The organism is Marinobacter qingdaonensis, assembly GCF_034555935.1.
Classification (GTDB): domain Bacteria; phylum Pseudomonadota; class Gammaproteobacteria; order Pseudomonadales; family Oleiphilaceae; genus Marinobacter; species Marinobacter qingdaonensis.
Map to the genome: position 1 here is coordinate 162,474 of NZ_JAYDCJ010000001.1, position 18,065 is coordinate 180,538.

An 18,065-nucleotide genomic window follows, 5' to 3' on the forward strand; every position below is an offset into this window, starting at 1 on the left:
GCCTGAGGGAGTCCTCAGGCGTGCTCGGCATCGGGATTGGCGTCCGGACTGCAGGGTGCGCCGGTGGCGCCGGCGACCGGCAAAGTGAAGTAGAAACAGGCGCCGGCACCGTCCGGGCGCTCGAAGCCGATATCCCCGCCCTGGGCCTGAATCAGTGACCGACAGGTGGCGAGCCCGATTCCCATACCCTCGTCCTTGGTGGTGTAGAACGGCAGGAACAGCTTGTCCTCGGCGTCGTCCGGCAGCCCCACGCCATGGTCGCGGACCTGGATCCGGACACAGCTGGTGCCAAGCACCTCGGCGCTGACCTCCACCGGCGTGGACGCATTGGCACTGCGGGTGGCTTCCAGGGCGTTGCGGATGAGGTTGAGAGCAACCTGCTGCACCTGGATCGGGTCGGCCATGACCTCCGGCAGCGAATCGGGAACCGACAGGTCAATGCCGCCCTCGTTGTTGCGCATGTCCACTTCCGCAAACTGCCGGGTGTCCTCCAACAAGGTGGGCACGGAAATGATTTCCTTGCCGGTCGCCGGCTTCTTCATGAACCGGCGGATCCGGCGAATGATCTCACTGGCCCGGTGCGACTGGGCCTCGATCTTGTCCAGGGTTTCGGCCAGCAGGCCGAGATCCGGCGACTCCTTGCCCATCATCCGCTTGGACACCCGGGCATAATTGGTGATCGCGGTCAGCGGCTGATTGACCTCGTGGGCAAAGCCCGCGGCCATCTCGCCCATGGTAGTCAGTCGTGAGGCGTGGGCCAACTGGTCCCGCTGCTCCTGAACCAGTTCCCTGGCCTCTTCCAACGCGGCCTCGTTCTCCAGTTCGGCGGTGATGTCCCGGAACACCACCACGGCACCGTGCAATTCACCTTCGTCCAGCTTGGGGGTCGAGCGGTACTCGGCCGGGAACCCGGTGCCATCCAGCCGCCGCATCCGGATGTTGCGCTGGTTTTCGGCCACCCCCTGGCGACAGGTGCCCTGGACCGGCAGGCCGTCCCGATTGTCCTGGCAGGTGGCAAAATGGGTCTCGAAGAAATTTCGGCCAATCAGCTCCTCAACCGGGCTGCACATCACCAGCGCTGCGGCCGGGTTGGCAAACTCGATGACACCGTGCTCGTCGAGGCCGTAAATGCCCTCGCTGATGGAGTTGAGAATGCGGGTCTGGTCGCCCTGCAGCTCGCGGTTGCGGGCCTGGAGTTCGCGCTCCAGGCGAATCACGCGGGCATGGGTCTTTACCCGGGCAATCACTTCCTGGGACTGGAACGGCTTGGAGATGTAATCGGCACCGCCCAGGGCAAACCCTTTCACCTTGGCTTGCAGATCATCCAGGGCGGAGAGGAACACCACGGCACAGTCGGCCGTCGCCGGGTCGGCCTTGAGGCGCTGACACACCTCATAGCCGTCCATTTCCGGCATCATGATGTCCAGAAGGATGACTTCAGGCTGGTGGCGGTGGGCCAGGTCCAGGGCCTTCTCACCTTCGTTGGCGATGAGCAGGCGATAACCTTTGTCTTTCAGGGTCTCGTAGAGGACTTTCAGGTTCTGCGGATTGTCATCCACGAGCAGAACCGTGACCTCCGAGTTCTCACTGACAACTTCAGTCATAAAAAGGGAGCCGGTTGCTATGATCCGGGTATGATGCCGGCCGGATCAACGGGCGTCGATACGGTCCTTTACGGACAAGACCATACGCACCAGGTGCGCCAGGGAATGGGTCCCCATTTTGTGCATTACCCGGGACCGGTGGATCTCCACCGTACGCTGACTGATCTCCAGCTCGATCGCGATCACCTTGTTGGCCTGGCCGGCGATCATCCGGTCCATGATCTCGTGTTCGCGCGGGGTCAGGCTCTTCACCCGACGGATGATTTCCTGCTTCTCATCCAGGGACTTGCGTTGTTCCAGGTCCTGGGCCAGGGCCGCTTCAATCTTCTCCAGCAGAGCCTCTTCGCGGTAAGGCTTCTGGATGAAGTCCACGGCGCCCTCTTTCATGGCGTCCACCGCCATGGGAACGTCGCCGTGACCGGTGACGAAGATGATGGGCAGGATCGAGTGCTTCTCGTTCAGCTTCTTCTGCAGCTCCATGCCATCCATGCCTGGCATGCGGATATCCAGCACGATACACCCGGCCATCTGGTCGGAGTAGTCCTTCAGGAAGCTGGTGGCGCTCTCATAGGTCTTTACCGGCTTGCCGTCGGATTTCAGCAGCAGCTCCAGTGAATCACGAACCGCTTCATCGTCTTCAACTACGTAAACGGTCTGCTGGATATCAGTCATCGGTGTGTTCTCTCCTGTCCGCTTTCTTATGGTGTCCGGTCAGTGGATTGACGGATCCTTATGGTCGTCCCGAGCGTTTTCCTGCCGCTCGTGTTCGCGCATTTGCTCAAGCCGTTGCTGGATAATGCCAAAAACGCTCTGCTTCGGGTACCTGCCCTTGTCGTCGGCCTTGCCCGCCGGCTTACCCAGCAGCAGGGTCACCGCCTCTTCCAGCTGGCTCACGGCGTAGACCGCAAACTGGCCATCGCGCGCGGCCTGGACCACTTCGCTGTCCAGCATCAGGTTCTGGACGTTGGTGCTGGGTACGATCACGCCCTGGGTGCCGGTCAAGCCACCCTTGAGCTGGCAGGTGGCAAAGAAGCCTTCCACTTTCTCGTTCACACCGCCGATCGGCTGCACTTCACCGAACTGGTTGACCGATCCGGTCACCGCCAGGTCCTGGCGGACCGGAATGCCCGACAGCGAGGAAATCAGGGCGCACAGCTCGGCCATGGAGGCGCTGTCGCCATCCACCTCGCCGTAATTCTGCTCGAACGTCAGGCTGGCTGACAGGTGCATGGGATCGGTCACCGCAAAGTGCGAGGCCAGCCAGGAGCTGAGGATCATCACCCCCTTGGAGTGGATGTTGCCGCCCAGCTTGGCGTCCCGCTCGATATCCATGACCGCACCATCCCCATAGTAGCAGGTTGCCGTCACCCGGTTGGACAGGCCGAATTCAAAGCCTCCGGTCGACAGCACCGACAGGGCATTGACCTGACCGACGCAGGTGCCGCTGGTGGACACCAGGGTGGAACCGTCACGGATGGAGTCGTAGAACTGGTCGCGAATGCGGCTGCTGCGGTAGCGGGCACTTTCCAGCGCGCGCTCCACGTGCACGTCCTGGATCAGCTTGGCCTCGGCCTGTCGGGCCCAGAAGTCGGATTCCCGCAGCAGGTTGGCAATATCGGCGGCGTGCAGCGACAGCCGGTCCTGATGCTCGGCGATGCGGGCGCTGTATTCGATCACCCGGGCCACCGCCTTGTTGGTGCAATGCAGCAGTTTTTTCTCGCTGACCAGGCTGGCGATGAATTTGGCGTAGAGCAGCTGGCTGGCGTCGGAGCGGTACATCTCGTTCTCGAAGTCCGCGGTCACCCGGAACAGTTCGGAAAACTCCGAATCGTATTCCTGCAGCAGCATCCAGGTTTCGCGATCCCCGAACAGGACAATTTTCACGTCCAGCGGCACCGCTTCCGGCTCGATGGAGATCGCGCCGGACAGAGTCAGCTCCCGCTCCAGGGAATTGATCTGGATGGATTTGGAGCGCAAGGCGCGCTTGAGGCCGTCCCAGACGTAAGGCTGCTCCAGCACCTTGATGGCGTCCATCAGCAGGTAGCCACCGTTGGCGCGGTGCAGGCTGCCGGGGCGGATCAGGGAGAAGTCGGTGAACACCGTGCCCTTGTAAGTGACGTTCTCCACATAGCCGAACAGGTTGTGGTAGTTGGGGTTGTCCTCCACCACCACCGGCACCTCATTGGTCTTCTGGTGCACCAGCAGGTTCACCAGGTAGCGGCGGGGCATTTTCTTATCCAGGGACGCGTAGGCGATGGCCGCCTGCTCATCGTCGTCATCAAGGAAGATGTCCAGGTTCTCCACCAGGTCGGCCCGCACCGCCTCGAAAAACGCCACCACGTCCGGCAGCTCGGCGTACTTTTCCTTGAGCTCGTCGATCTGATGCCCGGTGATGCCTTCCAGGGTCTCCTTGTTCAGCGCCTGCTGCTTGTCGGCGTACTCCTGCTCCCAGTCCGCCAGCTTGCGCAGGGCCTGGCGCAGCTTTTTCTCGAGGCGATTGATGACGTCCTCGAACTTGTCGCGCTGAGCCTCCGTCAGGGCCTGGAAGGTTTCCGCCGTGTGCGGCTCTTCGCCGTTCATGGCCACCAGGCGGTAGCCACCCGGAGTCGACACGGTCAGGCTGACGTTTTTCCGCTTGGCCTGGGCCGCAACCTTCTCCAGCTCGTCTTCCTGCATCTTGCCGTATTCGTTCTTGAGCTGTTCGGAGCGTTCCAGGAAGCTGTCGCTGTCGAAGGTCTGCGGGATCACCTTGACCAGCCGGCTCATCAGCTTTTCCATGTCGTGCTTCAGGCCGGAGCCCTTGCCCGGCGGCAGCTTCAGCAACTTAGGAACCCGCGGCTCCTCGAAATTGGCCACGTAGCACCAGTCATGACTCTGCTGTTCGGTGTCCACATGATGCTCCAGGTACCGCAACATCATGGTGCGTTTGCCCAGACCGTCCCGGCCCACCGCGTAGACGTTGTAGCCGCTGTGGGGCATGGCAAGGGCAAAGCGCACGGCTTCCTGGGCCCGGTTCTGGCCAACGATTTCGGCCAGGGGCTCCAGTTGCCGGGTGGTTTTGAACGGCAGATCTTTCAGAACGCAGGCTTTGTAGAGCTGGTGCAGAGACAGTGACTTCAAGGGTCGGTCCTGTAACGGTTGTATCATTAGCCGGCCATTGTAGATTCTGCAGCCGCCCCTGTCGCGTGCCGGCCGAAGATTTCTGGTCAGGAACAGGCCCTTACGTGGCCCGCTGAAAGTGCCACCCAGTTCACAGTTTCACCAGTGTGTATTTTTCAGCCAGCGATCCGGGCACTAAACTTCCTGACCCGGCCGCCGTTCGGTGCGACGACCGGGACTGGAACCGTGATAAAGACAAGAAACGCTGTGGACGCACATCTATGACCAGTGATTCCATCGATCGCAGAATCAAAGATCGCTACCCCGCCTCTTGCCTTCAGGTGCAGCTCCGGGAACGGGGCTTTTTCGGTCGGGGCCGTCAGGCCATGGCGGTCACCTGCCTCGATTTGAACCGATACGGCATGGCCGTGCTCTGCCCGCGCCCGGTGGAGCCCGGCGCCCGCCTGTTCATGGACTTTACCGGCAAGTACATCAGTGAATCGCGGGTAGGCGCCCGGGTGGTGGAATGCCAGCCGTTCCAGACCGGCTATCGGGTCAGCGTGCAGTTCAGTTACTGCCGCGACAAAAACAGCTATTCCCGAACCGTGGACAACGCCCTGTCCCGCCTCGAAGGGTTTTACAACCGGTTCGCCAGCTAGCCGCCGGCACCGCGGTCAGATCAGCCCGGCATCCAGACTGGCCGCCAGATACAGGCCCAACTCCTGGCATTGCTGCTCGAAGTCCTCACGGTACTCCCCGCGACAGATCAGCGGCTCCTGAACCCGTTTCCAGCGCAGGCCGGTGGTGATGGTTTCGATGGCTCGGTGGGTCCCGGTGCCGTCGTGGCCGGCCCGGATGTAGTAGGCAAAAGGCAGCCCCTGGGTCTGCTCCAGGCAGGGGTAGTAACTGCGGTCAAAAAAATCCTTCAGCGCCCCGCTCATGTAGCCGAGATTTTCGGTGGTGCCGAGGATGATGGCGTCACAGGCCAGGATGTCATCAGGACCGGCATCGAGCGGGGCCTTGACGATGACCTCAACGTTGTCGATGTCGCTGTGGCGGGCGCCCTGCTCGACGGCGTCCCGGAGGGTGCGGGTATTCGGGGAAGGCGCGTGCGCCACGATCAGCAACCGCTTTGTGACGGCCATACGCCCTCCCCTGGGTGATCAGTCGATCAGAGCAATTCACCGTTGGCTTCGGCCGGCTCTTCCGCCTTTTCCTTTTTCTCCGGCTTCGGCATCAGCTTGTCACGGACCTTGGCTTCGATTTCGTTCGCCATGTCCAGGTTCTCTTCCAGGAACTTGCAGGCGTTGGCCTTGCCCTGGCCGATCTTGTCGCCGTTGTAGGCGTACCAGGCACCGGACTTGTCCACGAAGCCTTCCTTCACGCCCATGTCCAGCACCTCGGCCATGTGGTAAATGCCCTTGCCGTACATGATCTGGAACTCGGCCTGCTTGAACGGCGGCGACACCTTGTTCTTGACCACTTTCACCCGGGTTTCGTTACCGACCACTTCGTCACCGTCCTTGACGGCGCCGATGCGGCGGATGTCGAGACGCACGGACGAGTAGAACTTGAGGGCATTACCACCGGTGGTGGTCTCGGGGCTACCGAACATCACGCCAATCTTCATCCGGATCTGGTTGATGAACACCATCAGGCAGTTGGCGTGCTTGACGTTACCGGTCAGCTTCCGCAGGGCCTGGGACATCAGTCGCGCCTGCAGGCCCACATGGCTGTCACCCATCTCGCCCTCGATTTCCGCCTTCGGTGTCAGGGCGGCGACGGAGTCGACGATGATCACGTCGATGGCGTTGGAGCGCACCAGCATGTCGGCGATCTCCAGCGCCTGCTCACCGGTGTCCGGCTGGGACACCAGCAGCTCATCGACGTTGACGCCCAGTTTCTCGGCGTAGACCGGATCCAGCGCGTGCTCGGCGTCCACGAAGGCACAGGTTTTGCCCTGCTTCTGGGCTTCGGCAATCACCTGCAGGGTCAGCGTGGTTTTACCGGAACTTTCCGGGCCGTAGATCTCGACGATCCGGCCGTACGGCAGGCCGCCAATACCCAGTGCCACGTCCAGCCCCAGGGAGCCGGTGGAAACCGCAGGAATCGCTTCGCGGGGCTGATCGCCCATTTTCATCACGGCGCCCTTACCGAACTGCCGCTCAATCTGGCCCAATGCTGCGCTAAGTGCTTTCTTGCGGTTGTCTTCCATCAGTGCAAAACCCTCTGTCGCCATGGCGACATGCCCGGGCGGGCCATCGCCGAATAGTGGATCAGGAAAACCGGACAAACAGTGCTTTCCTGTATATTTGAACAGTATTAAAACATAACCCGTTGACCAGACCAACCCCTGTTTACCGAAACACCCCGGGAGCCCCGGCAGCGGCGGTTGTCAGCGGGTCAGGCCTGCTCCAGGAAGCCACGCACTCCTTGCAGGGCAAAGAGAACGGCCTGGCGGCGAACCTGGTCGCGATCGCCAGCAAAGTGCTGCTGCACCGCCTCGGTGGTGGCCGGGTCCCGGCCCCAGGCGAACCAGACGGTGCCCACCGGCTTGTCGTCACTGCCGCCACCGGGACCCGCAACGCCACTGATGGCCACGGCCACCTGGGCACCGGTCGCGGCCAGGGCACCGGCCACCATCTCCCGCACCACCGGTTCGCTCACCGCGCCGTGCTCATCCAGGGATTTGGCGGTCACCCCCAGCAATTCCCGCTTGGCGTCGTTGCTGTAGGTCACCAGCCCGCCCAGCACGTAAGCGGAGGAGCCGGCCCGATCGGTCAGGGCCTTGGCAACCCAGCCGCCGGTGCAGCTCTCGGCGGTGACAATCATACGGCCCTGCTGCTCGAGCAGTTCGCCCAGTCGCCCCGCCTCGGTGGCCAAATCCTGATCGCTGGCGCCCATCCTGTTCTCCTTCGTTTCATCGCGCGCATTATTTTCTTACAATTCACGCCTTCATCCAAAGCAAGGCAATCCGGACCGCTTCATGTCAGCAGCTCAGACCGATCTCTCCAAGCACACCCCGATGATGCAGCAATACCTCAAGATCAAGGGCCAGCATCCGAACGAGCTGGTGTTCTACCGCATGGGGGATTTTTACGAGCTGTTCTACGAGGATGCCAAGAAAGCCGCCGAGCTCATGGACATCACCCTGACCGCCCGCGGTCAGTCCGGCGGCAACCCGATTCCCATGGCGGGCATCCCCTTTCATTCTTCTGAAGGCTACATTGCCCGGCTGGTGCGCGCGGGTCAATCCATCGCCATCTGCGAGCAGATAGGCGATCCGGCCACCAGCAAGGGGCCGGTTGAACGCCAGGTGGTGCGCATCGTCACCCCCGGCACCCTGAGCGACGACGCCTACCTGGAAGACCGCCGCGACAACCTGCTGGTGGCCATCTACAGCCACCGGGAACAGTTCGGCTTTGCCTCCCTGGACATCTCCAGTGGCCGCTTTGCGGTCTCGGAACTGGAAAACCTGGAAGCCCTGCAGGGAGAGCTGCAACGCCTGCGCCCCGCCGAGATCCTGATCAGCGAAGATTTCCCCTACGAGGACGTGCTGGAGGGTCTGACCGGGATTCGCCGCCAGGGGCCCTGGCTGTTCGAATCGGACACCGCCCACCGGGTCATCACCCACCAGCTGCAGGTGCGCGATCTGACCGGCTTTGGCTGCGAGGATCTGACCCTGGCGATCTGCGCCGCCGGCTGCCTGCTGCAGTACGCCCGGGAAACCCAGCGCACGGCGCTGCCGCATATCCGCAAGCTGACCCGGGAACGTCGGGACGAGGCGGTGATTCTCGATGCCGCCAGTCGCCGTAACCTGGAAATCGACACTAACCTGATGGGCGGGCACCTGCACACCCTGGCCTGGGTCATGGACAAGACCGCCACCGCCATGGGCGGCCGGGAACTGCGGCGCTGGCTGAACCGGCCACTGCGGGATGTCGACGTGGTGTCCCAGCGCCAGCAGGCGGTGTCTGCCCTGCTGGACGGTTTCCATTACGAGCCGGTGCACGACCTGCTGAAAACCGTTGGCGACATCGAGCGGGTGCTGGCCCGGGTCGCCCTGCGCTCGGCCCGGCCGCGGGACCTGGCGCGTCTGCGCGACGCCTTCCAGGCCCTGCCCGACCTGCAGGAAACCCTGAAGCCGGTGAACTCGCACCACATCGTCAAACTGGCCACCACCATTGGCGAGTACCCGGAGCTGTCGGACCTGCTGGAGCGGGCCCTGATCGATAATCCGCCAGTGGTGATCCGCGACGGCGGGGTCATTCGCGAAGGCTTCGACGAGGAACTGGACGAACTGCGCAATATCAGCGAGAACGCCGGCCAGTACCTGCTCGATGTGGAAACCCGGGAAAAGGAACGCACCGGCATCAGCACCCTGAAGGTGGGCTACAACCGGGTGCATGGTTACTACATCGAAATCAGCCGGGCCCAGTCTGACCAGGCCCCGGCGGATTACATCCGGCGCCAGACCCTGAAAAACGCTGAGCGTTTCATCACCCCGGAACTGAAGGAATTCGAAGACAAGGCCCTGAGCGCCAAGAGCCGGGCCCTGGCCCGGGAAAAGGCGCTGTACGACCAGGTGCTGGAAACCGTGGCCGAGCAACTGGCGCCGCTGCAGGACGCCGCCCAGGCCCTGGCCGAGCTGGACGTGCTGAGCAATTTCGCCGAGCGCGCCACCTCCCTGCGCTTCTGCCCGCCGGAGTTCAGCGACACCCCGGGCTTCGATATCGAAGAGGGCCGGCACCCGGTGGTGGAGCAGCTACTGGACGAACCTTTCGTGCCCAACGACCTGCTGATGGACACCCAGCGTCGCATGCTGGTGATCACCGGCCCGAACATGGGCGGTAAGTCCACCTACATGCGCCAGGCGGCCCTGATCGCCCTGCTCGCCTACACCGGCAGTTTTGTCCCGGCCAATCGCGCGGTGCTGGGCCCGGTGGACCGGATCTTTACCCGCATGGGCTCCTCGGACGACATCGCCGGCGGCCGTTCCACCTTCATGGTGGAAATGACCGAGACCGCCAACATCCTGCACAACGCCACCGAGTACAGCCTGGTACTGATGGACGAGGTCGGCCGCGGCACTAGCACCTTCGACGGCCTGTCCCTGGCCTGGGCCACGGCCGAACACCTGGCCAAGAACATTCGCTGCTACACCCTGTTCGCCACTCACTACTTCGAGCTGACCCAGCTGGCCGACGAACTGCAGCACGCGGTGAACGTGCACCTGACGGCCACCGAGCACGATGACAGCATCGTGTTCTTGCACAACGTGCACGACGGCCCGGCCAGCCAGAGCTACGGCCTGCAGGTGGCCAAACTGGCGGGGGTGCCCCAGGACGTGATCCGCAACGCCAAGGGCCAACTGGCCCACCTGGAAGGCACGGCCACGCCGGTCAGCCCGGCCAGCCAATCCGCAGCGGCGCCGGCACCGGAGACCAGCCGGGCCCCGGCGACCCAGGACCCGGTCATGCAGGGCGACATGTTCGCCAGCCTGGAGCCGAGTGCCGTGGAAGAAGCCCTGAAAGTGCTCGAACTGGACGACCTGACCCCGCGCGAGGCCATGAACCGGCTGTACGAACTCAAGGCGTTATTGGTCAAATAGGGAAAAAATTCGAATTATCGGGCGCTGGGAATAAGGATATAGCGGCCAAACGCTTGCGGGGCCGGGGGGCGCTCCCTACAATATCGCGCACTAAAACATAACCGTGGAGCCTGACGACAAGCTCCGGATGAGATTGACCACTGGACCAGGGATCTGACTATGGCGTTTATCGTTACTGATAACTGCATCAAGTGTAAATACACGGACTGCGTGGAAGTCTGCCCGGTAGACTGCTTCTACGAAGGCCCGAACTTTCTGGTAATTGACCCGGACGAGTGCATCGACTGCGCCCTGTGCGAGCCCGAGTGCCCGGCCGAGGCCATCTTCTCCGAGGATGAGCTGCCCGCCGATCAGGTGCAGTTTGTTGAACTCAACGCTGATCTCGCCGGAAAGTGGCCGAACATCACCGAGAAGAAAGATCCCCTGCCAGACGCCGAAGAGTGGGATGGCAAGCCGGACAAGCTGCAGTACCTGGAAAAATAAGGGTCGGCAGACGCAAAAAAGGGAAGCCCTCGGGCTTCCCTTTTTTCATGGCCGAAGCCAGTCTCAGCTGCTGGCCAGCTTGGCGCCCATGGCCACGAAGAAACCACCGGTCGCGACATTAAGCGCGCGCTTCAACCGGGCACTGGCGCCCAGCGCCTTGAACCGCACCACCACGAAGGCCAGGCCGCACTGCCAGACCATGCACAGGAAAAAATGCACGGCGGCCAGCACCAGTGACTGCTGGAACGCGTTACCGGCGGGATCGATAAACTGGGGCAACAGGGCCATGTAGAACAGTGCGGTCTTGGGGTTGAGCACGTTCGACAGCAACCCTTCCCGGAACGACAAGGCCATAGAGACCTTGCGCTTGGCGACCACCCCCGCTTCCGCGTGCTGGGGCTTCGAGCCGGTCATCGCCCCCCGCAGGGAGGCGATCCCCAGCCAGATCAGGTAGCAGGCACCGGCCCACTTCAAGGCGGTAAAGGCCCAGGCGGTTTCCACCAGCAGGATCGAGATACCCAGGGCGGAGAGCGTGGCGTGAATGAACAGGCCGCTGCCAATGCCGACGCTGGTGGCGCAGCCGTCCCGGAGCCCGCCACGGCCGGTGTTGCGCATCACCAGCAGGGTATCGACCCCGGGTGTGACGGTCAGCAGGGTAATGGCGACCAGGTAGGCCCAGAACAGTTCGGTAAACACAAAGCGCCTCCGTCCATCAAGCCGGAGGCCGCAGCTCAGGCCTCCGAAGCGAGTAGTTTGCGGGCCGCCGCCGAGGTGTAGAAACTGCCGAGCCGACGACGGACCAAGGCCTCAAGATACCCCTCTTCCCGGAGCACGTCCATGATCGGCAGTGCCAGGGCATCGACTTCGGCGAGAATCACCTCCCGGGTCACGCCGATGTCCTGCAGCAGGTGGTTGATGGGCCGGTCGCCGTACAGTTCGAACAGGTGCTCGACCACGGCCCGGGCACAGCCCTCGAAGTACTCGGTCTCCCGGAAGTGCAGCCAGAAGTCGTAGCCGAGCACCACGAACTCCTGCAACTCCACGTCGCCGAGGCCCTCGCGCAGATCGGCGATGGTCCGGTGCTCCACCGACACCCAGGCAGCCATGACGCTGTCCCGCAGCTCGTCGTCGGACAGCGCCTTGTTGAGGAACTGCTCACTGCGGGAGATCAGTCCGGGCAGGCTGTCCGACAGCCAGGTCTTGATCCGGCGCTCGAAGCTCTCGTCCAGCCCGGGCACGGCCCGGTTGGCCATCTTCTTGCCGAATTTCATCATCGAGCCCACCCCGGGCACCGATTTGGTGATCAGGTTGTCCTCGTACAGGTAGTTGACCAGGCCTGCGTACACCAGGTTCGAGACCAGCTCCTGGTACACCGGGTGGGCCATGATCTCGCTGATCATCCGCTCGCGCTGCTGGCGCAGCTCCAGGGCTTCCTCGACAAACCCGGTGGCCTGGTCCCGGCTGATGATTTCCCCCAGGGTGGTGCGTTGCTGCACCGGAGAGTTCAACACCGCGGTGGCCATTTCCGCCGCCAGTTCGGGCACGCCCGCGTCCAGCTCCATGCCCATGACGATGCGCTGGATCACCCCCATCACCCGGTCCACGGAGCTGAGTCGATTCAGGGTCACCGAATCGGCCAGCTTGAGAAGTTCGGTGACCTCCCGCTCCAGGAACTTTCTCAGCTTGGCGCCCTTGAGCGCCGCCAGTTCATGCTTTACGTGCAGTTCCAGCAGTTGGGAAGCCAGGTCCGGAGTGCTGTTGCTCATGACGGGGACAATCCTGTTGATGGGGTGAATGACCAGAACCCCAGAGGCTACCACGCCCAGAGGCCATTCGGGTTTGCCAAAACTACCGGAGCAGGCATGCGGCGGGGCAAATGCCAGACGCCGCACCAACGGAGGGAAGAGGGACGTTACTGGAAATCGTTAAAATTGTGGGGCTCAGCCGCCAGGGCCAGGCAGAGACTGCCAGGCCCAATGTAGATGCTGCTGGTAATCCCCATTTGGGACAACAGAAGCTCGACACCGTTTCGTTCACAGGCTTCACGCAGCAGGTCCAGCCCGGGAAGCGCGTCGATTTCCGGCCAGGACATGCCACAGGACAGACTCACGTAGGGAGTCTTCAGGCCGGCATCAACCCGGGCGGCAGCGTAGTTCATGACCTTTTCAACGGCACTCTCGAAACTCCAGGTCTTTGCCACCGGTTGGGCATCGGTTCCCTTCCCGAAAAGCACCGGGGTGATGCTGAGCGCTTTGCCCATGAATGCCACCAATGCGGATACGCTATTATCGCCACGACGACGTGCCCGCTCCCGGATGTAGTGAAGGTCTCGCGGAATCACACAGGTGAGGATGCTGTCTGAAAACGTTTCGACTTCATGCCGCAAGGCGTTCTTGTGAAGCTTTTTCTCGATGAGACCCAGGGTGTGGGCGGCGAGCAGACCCTGACCGGCAAAAATCTGCTTGCTGTCAATCACCCGCATGGAAAACCTGCCGTCTTTGCCAGCCGCCGCGCGAACGCCTTCATATCTCGCCATGACGGTGTTCATGGCTTCATTCGCATTGTCATAGATGAGGCTTCGGCTACGCGCTACGGTCTCGCAGATTGCCATGTCGAACTGAGGGACAATTTTCCTCATGAACAAGGAATGAATCTGTTTGGGAGAATATGCCCGCGTCTCGGCGTAGTAGCCCTTTTGCAGAAGACCCCGCTGGTAAAACTCCTGTGTTTTAAGGGGGTCGTGTTCGTCTATGTAGGTCTGGCCGTTAATCACGGCCGTTACAGGCAGAATAAAAATGTTGTGCTTGCGACTGAATTCAGGGGGTAAATCGCACGCGGAATCCACGATCAAACCAACTTGCATGAGAAGGTCTCCGGCAGGCTCCCCGTTGGAGGTGCCCGTGTTTGTCATTGTTTTTGTTTATGCACACGGCATCAGCATGGACATCGCACTGCCCTTGCCGATGCCGATGCCGTGTTACAAAAACTTACACGGAGCCAAGCTCTCGAAGGTTCCGTTCGAGAAGCAACCGATTGTCCTGCTGCCAGGGATGGAAGTCCTTGCGCAGGTAAGCCAGGAACTCCGGCAGGCAACGGCGGATCACACCGGGCTTGCCCCACAGGAAGTTCAGGCCACCGAGCCAGGTCCTCAGACTCCACAGTTTGCCGTCGGTCTTCAGCAGGCTGCAGGTGTTCAGGAAGGTGTGCTTGAAGAAGTTCCAGGTCACAAACAGGAAGATGATGCGGCGCAGCCGCTCGTTACCCACGCAGGCCCGGTAGACGTCGAAGGCCACCGACTTGTGCTCGGTTTCCTCAATTGCGTGCCAGCGCCACAACCTGGCCATGGCCGGCGTGGCATCCTGCATCCATTCCGGGTTCTGCAGAATGGCGTTGGCCAGGACCGCGGTGTAGTGCTCGGCCGCGCAGGTCCCGGCCAGTTGCCGGCTGGGCGGCAGGCTGCCGACCCAGCGCATGTGCCGGGCAAAGCGTTCATCGATGGCGTCGATGTCGTAGCCGCGGGCCTTGAGCCCGTCGTTGTAGGTCTTGTGCTCGCGACTGTGCAGGGCTTCCTGACCGATGAAACCGCGAATTTCAGCCTGCAGTTTGGGGTCGTCGATGCGGTCTCGGTACAGGCGTACGGCGTTGATGAACTGCTGCTCGCCATCCGGAAACTGCAGGGACAGGGCGTTGAAAAAGGCGGTGCGGAACGCGTCGTTGCCATGCCAGAAGGATTTCAGGTCCTCGCTGACATCGAAGCGGATGTGCCGGGGCTGAACGGACACCCCCTCCGGAGTGGAACTGATGGTCATGGCTGCCTCCTGTTGTCAGGCCTCTGGGGCACGTTGTTATCGGCATGAACAGCGATCAAAAAATCACCAGCTAATTCAGTGTAAACCCGAACTCGGGAACGGCGGAAGGCTTTGGGGCGGCAAACACGACAAAATGTTACGAAATGACAACCTGTCAAAACCGGCGCGCAGACCAAAAAAAGGAGGCGCGAGGCCTCCCAAGGACACAGAGGGGTCGGTGTCAGTCGACCGAAGGCCGACTGACCGGGGATTAGCTGTCTTCGGCGGCTCTCACACCGGGGGCTTCCGGATCGGCGGTGAAGCTCAGCAGCTTGGTCCGCTCGATCAGGACGTACAGCACCGCGCCGGTCGCCAGGCCCCAACCGGCGCCGTAGACCGCCAGGACCACGCCCATGGTGCCGGCGATGCCGCGCTCGGTGTTGTTCTCCAGCTGCTCCAGCCCCACCATCAGGCAGATGTAGCCGGTCAGCAGCAGGGTCAGGGACAGGGCGATGGGCAGCACCGGCTGGAAAAAACTCACCAGCGGCAGGACAAACAGGGCGACAAACCCGGTGATCCAGAAGGTCCCGCCGCCGCTGTAGATGGAGTCCATGGCGTTGCGGCCGTACTTGTAGCGTTCGGCCATGGTGGCCGTGACCGCGGTCCAGATCGGGCCCGCAAGGCCGGGGTACGGCGCAAAGAAGGCGTGACCGCCATTCCGCAACGCGGTGACCAGATGCACCCGGTCGATGCTGTTGTCGATGTCCTCGTCCTTGCGCAGATGATCGACCCGGCTCATCAGGGACTGACCCACGACGATGTCTCCGAAGGCAATCACGTAGGCAATCACCGCGGTCGGAATGGCGTACAGGAACACGCTGCTGTCCGGGAACCCGACGGTGAACGGCAGGTAGTTCCAGAGTTCGTCAAAGGCCGGCTTGGTAATGCCCCACTCGACACTGGGCACGGCGTATTCGCCGGTGGCAAAGCCCACCAGGATGGCCACCACCATGCCCGGTACCATGCCGTAGTTGGCAATCTTGCGGGCGAACGAGTTGCTCTCGACAAAGCCTTTGAACGACACCGAGAACATCAGGTACAGGCACACCAGCCCGCCGATGATCAGCGAAATCGGTGTATTGGCGAGACGACCGCCTGCCTCGATTTCACCCATCAAGGCCGCGATGCCGGCACCGATGATGATTCCGCCCTTCATGGAGCGCGGAATCAGCTCCACCAGCTTGCTGCCCAGACGGGTGATGCCCAGGATCAGGAAGATGAGGAAAACCAGGAATTGCAGCGCAAACAGGGCCTGGATGGCCTCCGGCCCCGGCTCGAAATCGCTCAGGAACAGCAGGACCACCGGAATACCCGGCGTGATCCAGCCCGGCACCAGCGGCACCCCGAGCAGCGCCGGCAGCATGAAGCCGATGCCACAGATCACCACGTAGGCCAGGGCCACGTCGTAAGGCACGCCCAGGTATTTTTCCAGCAGCGGAATCATGGCCAGGCTGACCACGAACATGATCAGCGCCTGCACCATCTCCGCCATTTCCCAGCGGTAGTGCACGAATGGCAGACGGATCTTGAAGGGACCGCAAGGCCAGAACGGCTGCTCTTCCCCGTGTTTGCGATGAAAAATTTGCATAAAAAGGTCTCCTGGCCCGCGCGCAGCGCGGGCCTGATAGCGTTGTTGTTGGAATCGGAATCCGCTGCGCCAGGACGGCGCAGCCGGTTGGAGCGTCAGTCTATGTCTTTGGCCTGATCCCTCAGCACGAACTTCTGGATCTTGCCGGTAGAGGTTTTGGGCAGCTCGGTGAAGACCACGGTTTTCGGCACCTTGAAGCGTGCCAGATGTTCGCGGCAGAAGCTGATGATGTCCTCCTCGCTGACCTGGCCGGCTTCCGGCTTCAGGGTGATGAAGGCACAGGGGGTCTCGCCCCATTTCTCATCCGGGCGCGCCACCACCGCGGCCTCCAGCACGGCCGGGTGTCGGTACAGGGTGTCTTCCACCTCGATGGTGGAAATGTTCTCGCCCCCGGAGATGATGATGTCTTTCAGTCGGTCCTTGATCTCCAGGTAGCCGTCCTCGTGCCACACGGCCAGGTCACCGGTGTGGAACCAGCCGCCGCGGAAAGCCTCCTCGGTCGCCTGTGGGTTTTTGAGGTAGCCCTTCATCACGGTGTTGCCACGCAGGAAAATTTCGCCAATGGTCTTGCCGTCCTTGGGCACCGGTTCCATGGTGTTGGGATCGCCGACCATGGTGCCGGCCAGGGTGTGGTAGCGAACCCCCTGCCGCGCTTTCTTGCGCGCCCGGTCATCCAGCGGCAGCTGGTCCCATTCCGACTTCCAGGCACACACGGTGACCGGTCCGTAGACCTCGGTCAGGCCGTACACGTGGGTCACCTGGATGCCCATGTTCTCAATGGCGCCGATGACCTGGGCCGGGGGCGCCGCGCCGGCGGTCATAGACTTCACGTCGTGGTCGATCCCGGCCTTGGCGGATTCGGGCACGTTCAGCAGGGCATTGAGCACGATCGGCGCCCCACACATATGAGTGACCTGATGGTCCCGGATCAGCTGCAGGATCTTCTCCGGGTCCACCCGGCGCAGGCACACGTGGGTGCCGGCCATGGCCGTGACCGTCCAGGGGAAACACCAGCCGTTGCAGTGGAACATCGGCAGGGTCCACAGATACACCGGGTGCATGCCCATGGACCAGACCGCCTGGTTGCCAATGGCGTTGATGTAGGCGCCGCGGTGGTGGTAGACCACGCCCTTGGGGTTGCCGGTGGTGCCGGAAGTGTAGTTCAGGGAAATGGCGTCCCACTCGTTCTCCGGGAAGCTCCATTCGAAGGCTGGATCGCCTTCCTGCAGCAGGGCCTCGTAGTCCAGGTCACTGACCTGCACGCCCTCACCGTATTCCGGATCATCCACGTCGATCACCAGCGGCTTGTGCTTGAGGCGGCTGACGGCGTCGTTGATCACCTCGCCGAATTCGCGGTCAGCGATGACCACCTTGGCTTCACCGTGCTCCAGCATGAACGCGATGGCCTCGGCATCCAGCCGAACGTTAAGGGTATTGAGCACCGCACCGATCATCGGCACCCCGAAATGGGCCTCCACCATGGCCGGAATGTTGGGCAGCATCACCGCGACCGTGTCACCGCGGCCGATGCCGCGGCCTTTCAGCGCCGAGGCCAGGCGGCGACAGCGCTCGTAGGTCTGTCCCCAAGTGTAGCGGATGGCGCCGTGAATCACCGCGGGGAACTCGGGGTAAACACTGGCGGTGCGTTCGATAAAATCGACGGGGGATTGCACAGCGAAGTTGGCGTCGACCGGGGCCAGGCCTTGGTCAAATATCGAAGTCATTGGGTGGTCCTCTTGCGTACTGTTGTTCTTATGGCGTATTTAGCAATATCGCTAAACTAGCTATACTTCGGGCCGTAAAGAAATGGTATTTAATGGTATAAATACTAT

General features: G+C 62.0%; 15 protein-coding genes. 3 read left to right on the top strand and 12 right to left on the bottom strand.

Annotation, left to right across the window (positions count from 1 at the left end; genetic code table 11):
* Positions 1–14: 14 nt before the first annotated feature.
* The 3 genes from U5822_RS00700 to U5822_RS00710 are packed head-to-tail and all read right to left on the bottom strand — an operon-like array spanning position 15 to position 4,724.
* Entirely contained in the window at positions 15–1,604 is a 1,590-nt protein-coding gene (locus U5822_RS00700; RefSeq protein ID WP_322853705.1) for an ATP-binding response regulator, read from the bottom strand.
* Between the two features lie 45 nt (positions 1,605–1,649).
* Positions 1,650–2,276 (bottom strand): response regulator FixJ, encoded by a 627-nt coding sequence (gene fixJ / locus U5822_RS00705; protein ID WP_322853706.1) that lies wholly within the window; start codon positions 2,274–2,276, stop codon positions 1,650–1,652.
* Between the two features lie 39 nt (positions 2,277–2,315).
* Positions 2,316–4,724, bottom strand: coding sequence for a Lon protease family protein (locus tag U5822_RS00710; RefSeq protein WP_322853707.1), 2,409 nt, complete (start codon positions 4,722–4,724; stop codon positions 2,316–2,318).
* 260 nt (positions 4,725–4,984) lie between these two features.
* On the opposite strand from U5822_RS00710, the gene U5822_RS00715 reads away from it, so the two are divergent.
* A complete protein-coding gene (locus U5822_RS00715) occupies positions 4,985–5,362 on the top strand; it encodes a PilZ domain-containing protein (protein WP_322853708.1) in 378 nt (125 codons plus the stop codon).
* Positions 5,363–5,377: 15 nt separating this feature from the next.
* Here U5822_RS00715 and U5822_RS00720 read toward each other — a convergent pair whose 3' ends face one another.
* From U5822_RS00720 to U5822_RS00730, 3 genes are all read right to left on the bottom strand, one after another.
* On the bottom strand, positions 5,378–5,848 hold the full coding sequence (locus U5822_RS00720) for a flavodoxin family protein (protein WP_322853709.1): 471 nt from the start codon (positions 5,846–5,848) through the stop codon (positions 5,378–5,380).
* Positions 5,849–5,874: 26 nt separating this feature from the next.
* The gene (gene recA / locus U5822_RS00725; protein ID WP_322854190.1) at positions 5,875–6,918 is read right to left on the bottom strand and encodes a recombinase RecA; all 1,044 of its coding nucleotides are present in this window, start codon (positions 6,916–6,918) and stop codon (positions 5,875–5,877) included.
* A gap of 188 nt (positions 6,919–7,106) precedes the next feature.
* The gene (locus U5822_RS00730; RefSeq protein ID WP_322853710.1) at positions 7,107–7,607 is read right to left on the bottom strand and encodes a CinA family protein; all 501 of its coding nucleotides are present in this window, start codon (positions 7,605–7,607) and stop codon (positions 7,107–7,109) included.
* An 82-nt stretch (positions 7,608–7,689) separates the two neighbouring features.
* On the opposite strand from U5822_RS00730, the gene mutS reads away from it, so the two are divergent.
* Entirely contained in the window at positions 7,690–10,314 is a 2,625-nt protein-coding gene (gene mutS / locus U5822_RS00735) for a DNA mismatch repair protein MutS (protein WP_322853711.1), read from the top strand.
* Between the two features lie 159 nt (positions 10,315–10,473).
* Positions 10,474–10,797 carry a ferredoxin FdxA gene (gene fdxA, locus U5822_RS00740; protein WP_219477682.1) on the top strand — a complete coding sequence of 108 codons (324 nt, stop codon included), beginning with the start codon at positions 10,474–10,476 and terminating at the stop codon, positions 10,795–10,797.
* 63 nt (positions 10,798–10,860) lie between these two features.
* Here the strand turns inward: fdxA and U5822_RS00745 are convergent, their stop codons facing one another.
* The 6 genes from U5822_RS00745 to U5822_RS00770 all read right to left on the bottom strand — a co-directional run bounded on the left by U5822_RS00745 (position 10,861) and on the right by U5822_RS00770 (position 17,957).
* Complete coding sequence (locus U5822_RS00745) at positions 10,861–11,493, bottom strand: LysE family translocator (protein WP_322853712.1); 633 nt, start codon at positions 11,491–11,493, stop codon at positions 10,861–10,863.
* Between the two features lie 35 nt (positions 11,494–11,528).
* Complete coding sequence (locus tag U5822_RS00750; protein ID WP_322853713.1) at positions 11,529–12,563, bottom strand: hypothetical protein; 1,035 nt, start codon at positions 12,561–12,563, stop codon at positions 11,529–11,531.
* A gap of 146 nt (positions 12,564–12,709) precedes the next feature.
* The gene (locus tag U5822_RS00755) at positions 12,710–13,660 is read right to left on the bottom strand and encodes a DegV family protein (RefSeq protein WP_322853714.1); all 951 of its coding nucleotides are present in this window, start codon (positions 13,658–13,660) and stop codon (positions 12,710–12,712) included.
* A 124-nt stretch (positions 13,661–13,784) separates the two neighbouring features.
* Positions 13,785–14,606, bottom strand: coding sequence for a metal-dependent hydrolase (locus U5822_RS00760; protein WP_322853715.1), 822 nt, complete (start codon positions 14,604–14,606; stop codon positions 13,785–13,787).
* Positions 14,607–14,856: 250 nt separating this feature from the next.
* Positions 14,857–16,233 (bottom strand): solute carrier family 23 protein, encoded by a 1,377-nt coding sequence (locus U5822_RS00765; protein WP_322853716.1) that lies wholly within the window; start codon positions 16,231–16,233, stop codon positions 14,857–14,859.
* Positions 16,234–16,328: 95 nt separating this feature from the next.
* Positions 16,329–17,957, bottom strand: coding sequence for an acyl-CoA synthetase (locus tag U5822_RS00770; protein ID WP_322853717.1), 1,629 nt, complete (start codon positions 17,955–17,957; stop codon positions 16,329–16,331).
* Positions 17,958–18,065: the final 108 nt, after the last annotated feature.

Excerpts from the sequence above, each read along its gene's own strand:
- U5822_RS00715 (WP_322853708.1), top strand. The coding sequence starts at position 4,985 with ATGACCAGTGATTCCATCGATCGCAGAATCAAAGATCGCTACCCCGCC.
- U5822_RS00720 (WP_322853709.1), bottom strand. The coding sequence starts at position 5,848 with ATGGCCGTCACAAAGCGGTTGCTGATCGTGGCGCACGCGCCTTCCCCG.
- U5822_RS00700 (WP_322853705.1), bottom strand. The coding sequence starts at position 1,604 with ATGACTGAAGTTGTCAGTGAGAACTCGGAGGTCACGGTTCTGCTCGTG.
- U5822_RS00755 (WP_322853714.1), bottom strand. The coding sequence starts at position 13,660 with ATGCAAGTTGGTTTGATCGTGGATTCCGCGTGCGATTTACCCCCTGAA.
- U5822_RS00750 (WP_322853713.1), bottom strand. The coding sequence starts at position 12,563 with ATGAGCAACAGCACTCCGGACCTGGCTTCCCAACTGCTGGAACTGCAC.
- fdxA (WP_219477682.1), top strand. The coding sequence starts at position 10,474 with ATGGCGTTTATCGTTACTGATAACTGCATCAAGTGTAAATACACGGAC.
- U5822_RS00765 (WP_322853716.1), bottom strand. The coding sequence starts at position 16,233 with ATGCAAATTTTTCATCGCAAACACGGGGAAGAGCAGCCGTTCTGGCCT.
- U5822_RS00730 (WP_322853710.1), bottom strand. The coding sequence starts at position 7,607 with ATGGGCGCCAGCGATCAGGATTTGGCCACCGAGGCGGGGCGACTGGGC.
- U5822_RS00770 (WP_322853717.1), bottom strand. The coding sequence starts at position 17,957 with ATGACTTCGATATTTGACCAAGGCCTGGCCCCGGTCGACGCCAACTTC.
- fixJ (WP_322853706.1), bottom strand. The coding sequence starts at position 2,276 with ATGACTGATATCCAGCAGACCGTTTACGTAGTTGAAGACGATGAAGCG.
- recA (WP_322854190.1), bottom strand. The coding sequence starts at position 6,918 with ATGGAAGACAACCGCAAGAAAGCACTTAGCGCAGCATTGGGCCAGATT.
- mutS (WP_322853711.1), top strand. The coding sequence starts at position 7,690 with ATGTCAGCAGCTCAGACCGATCTCTCCAAGCACACCCCGATGATGCAG.
- U5822_RS00760 (WP_322853715.1), bottom strand. The coding sequence starts at position 14,606 with ATGACCATCAGTTCCACTCCGGAGGGGGTGTCCGTTCAGCCCCGGCAC.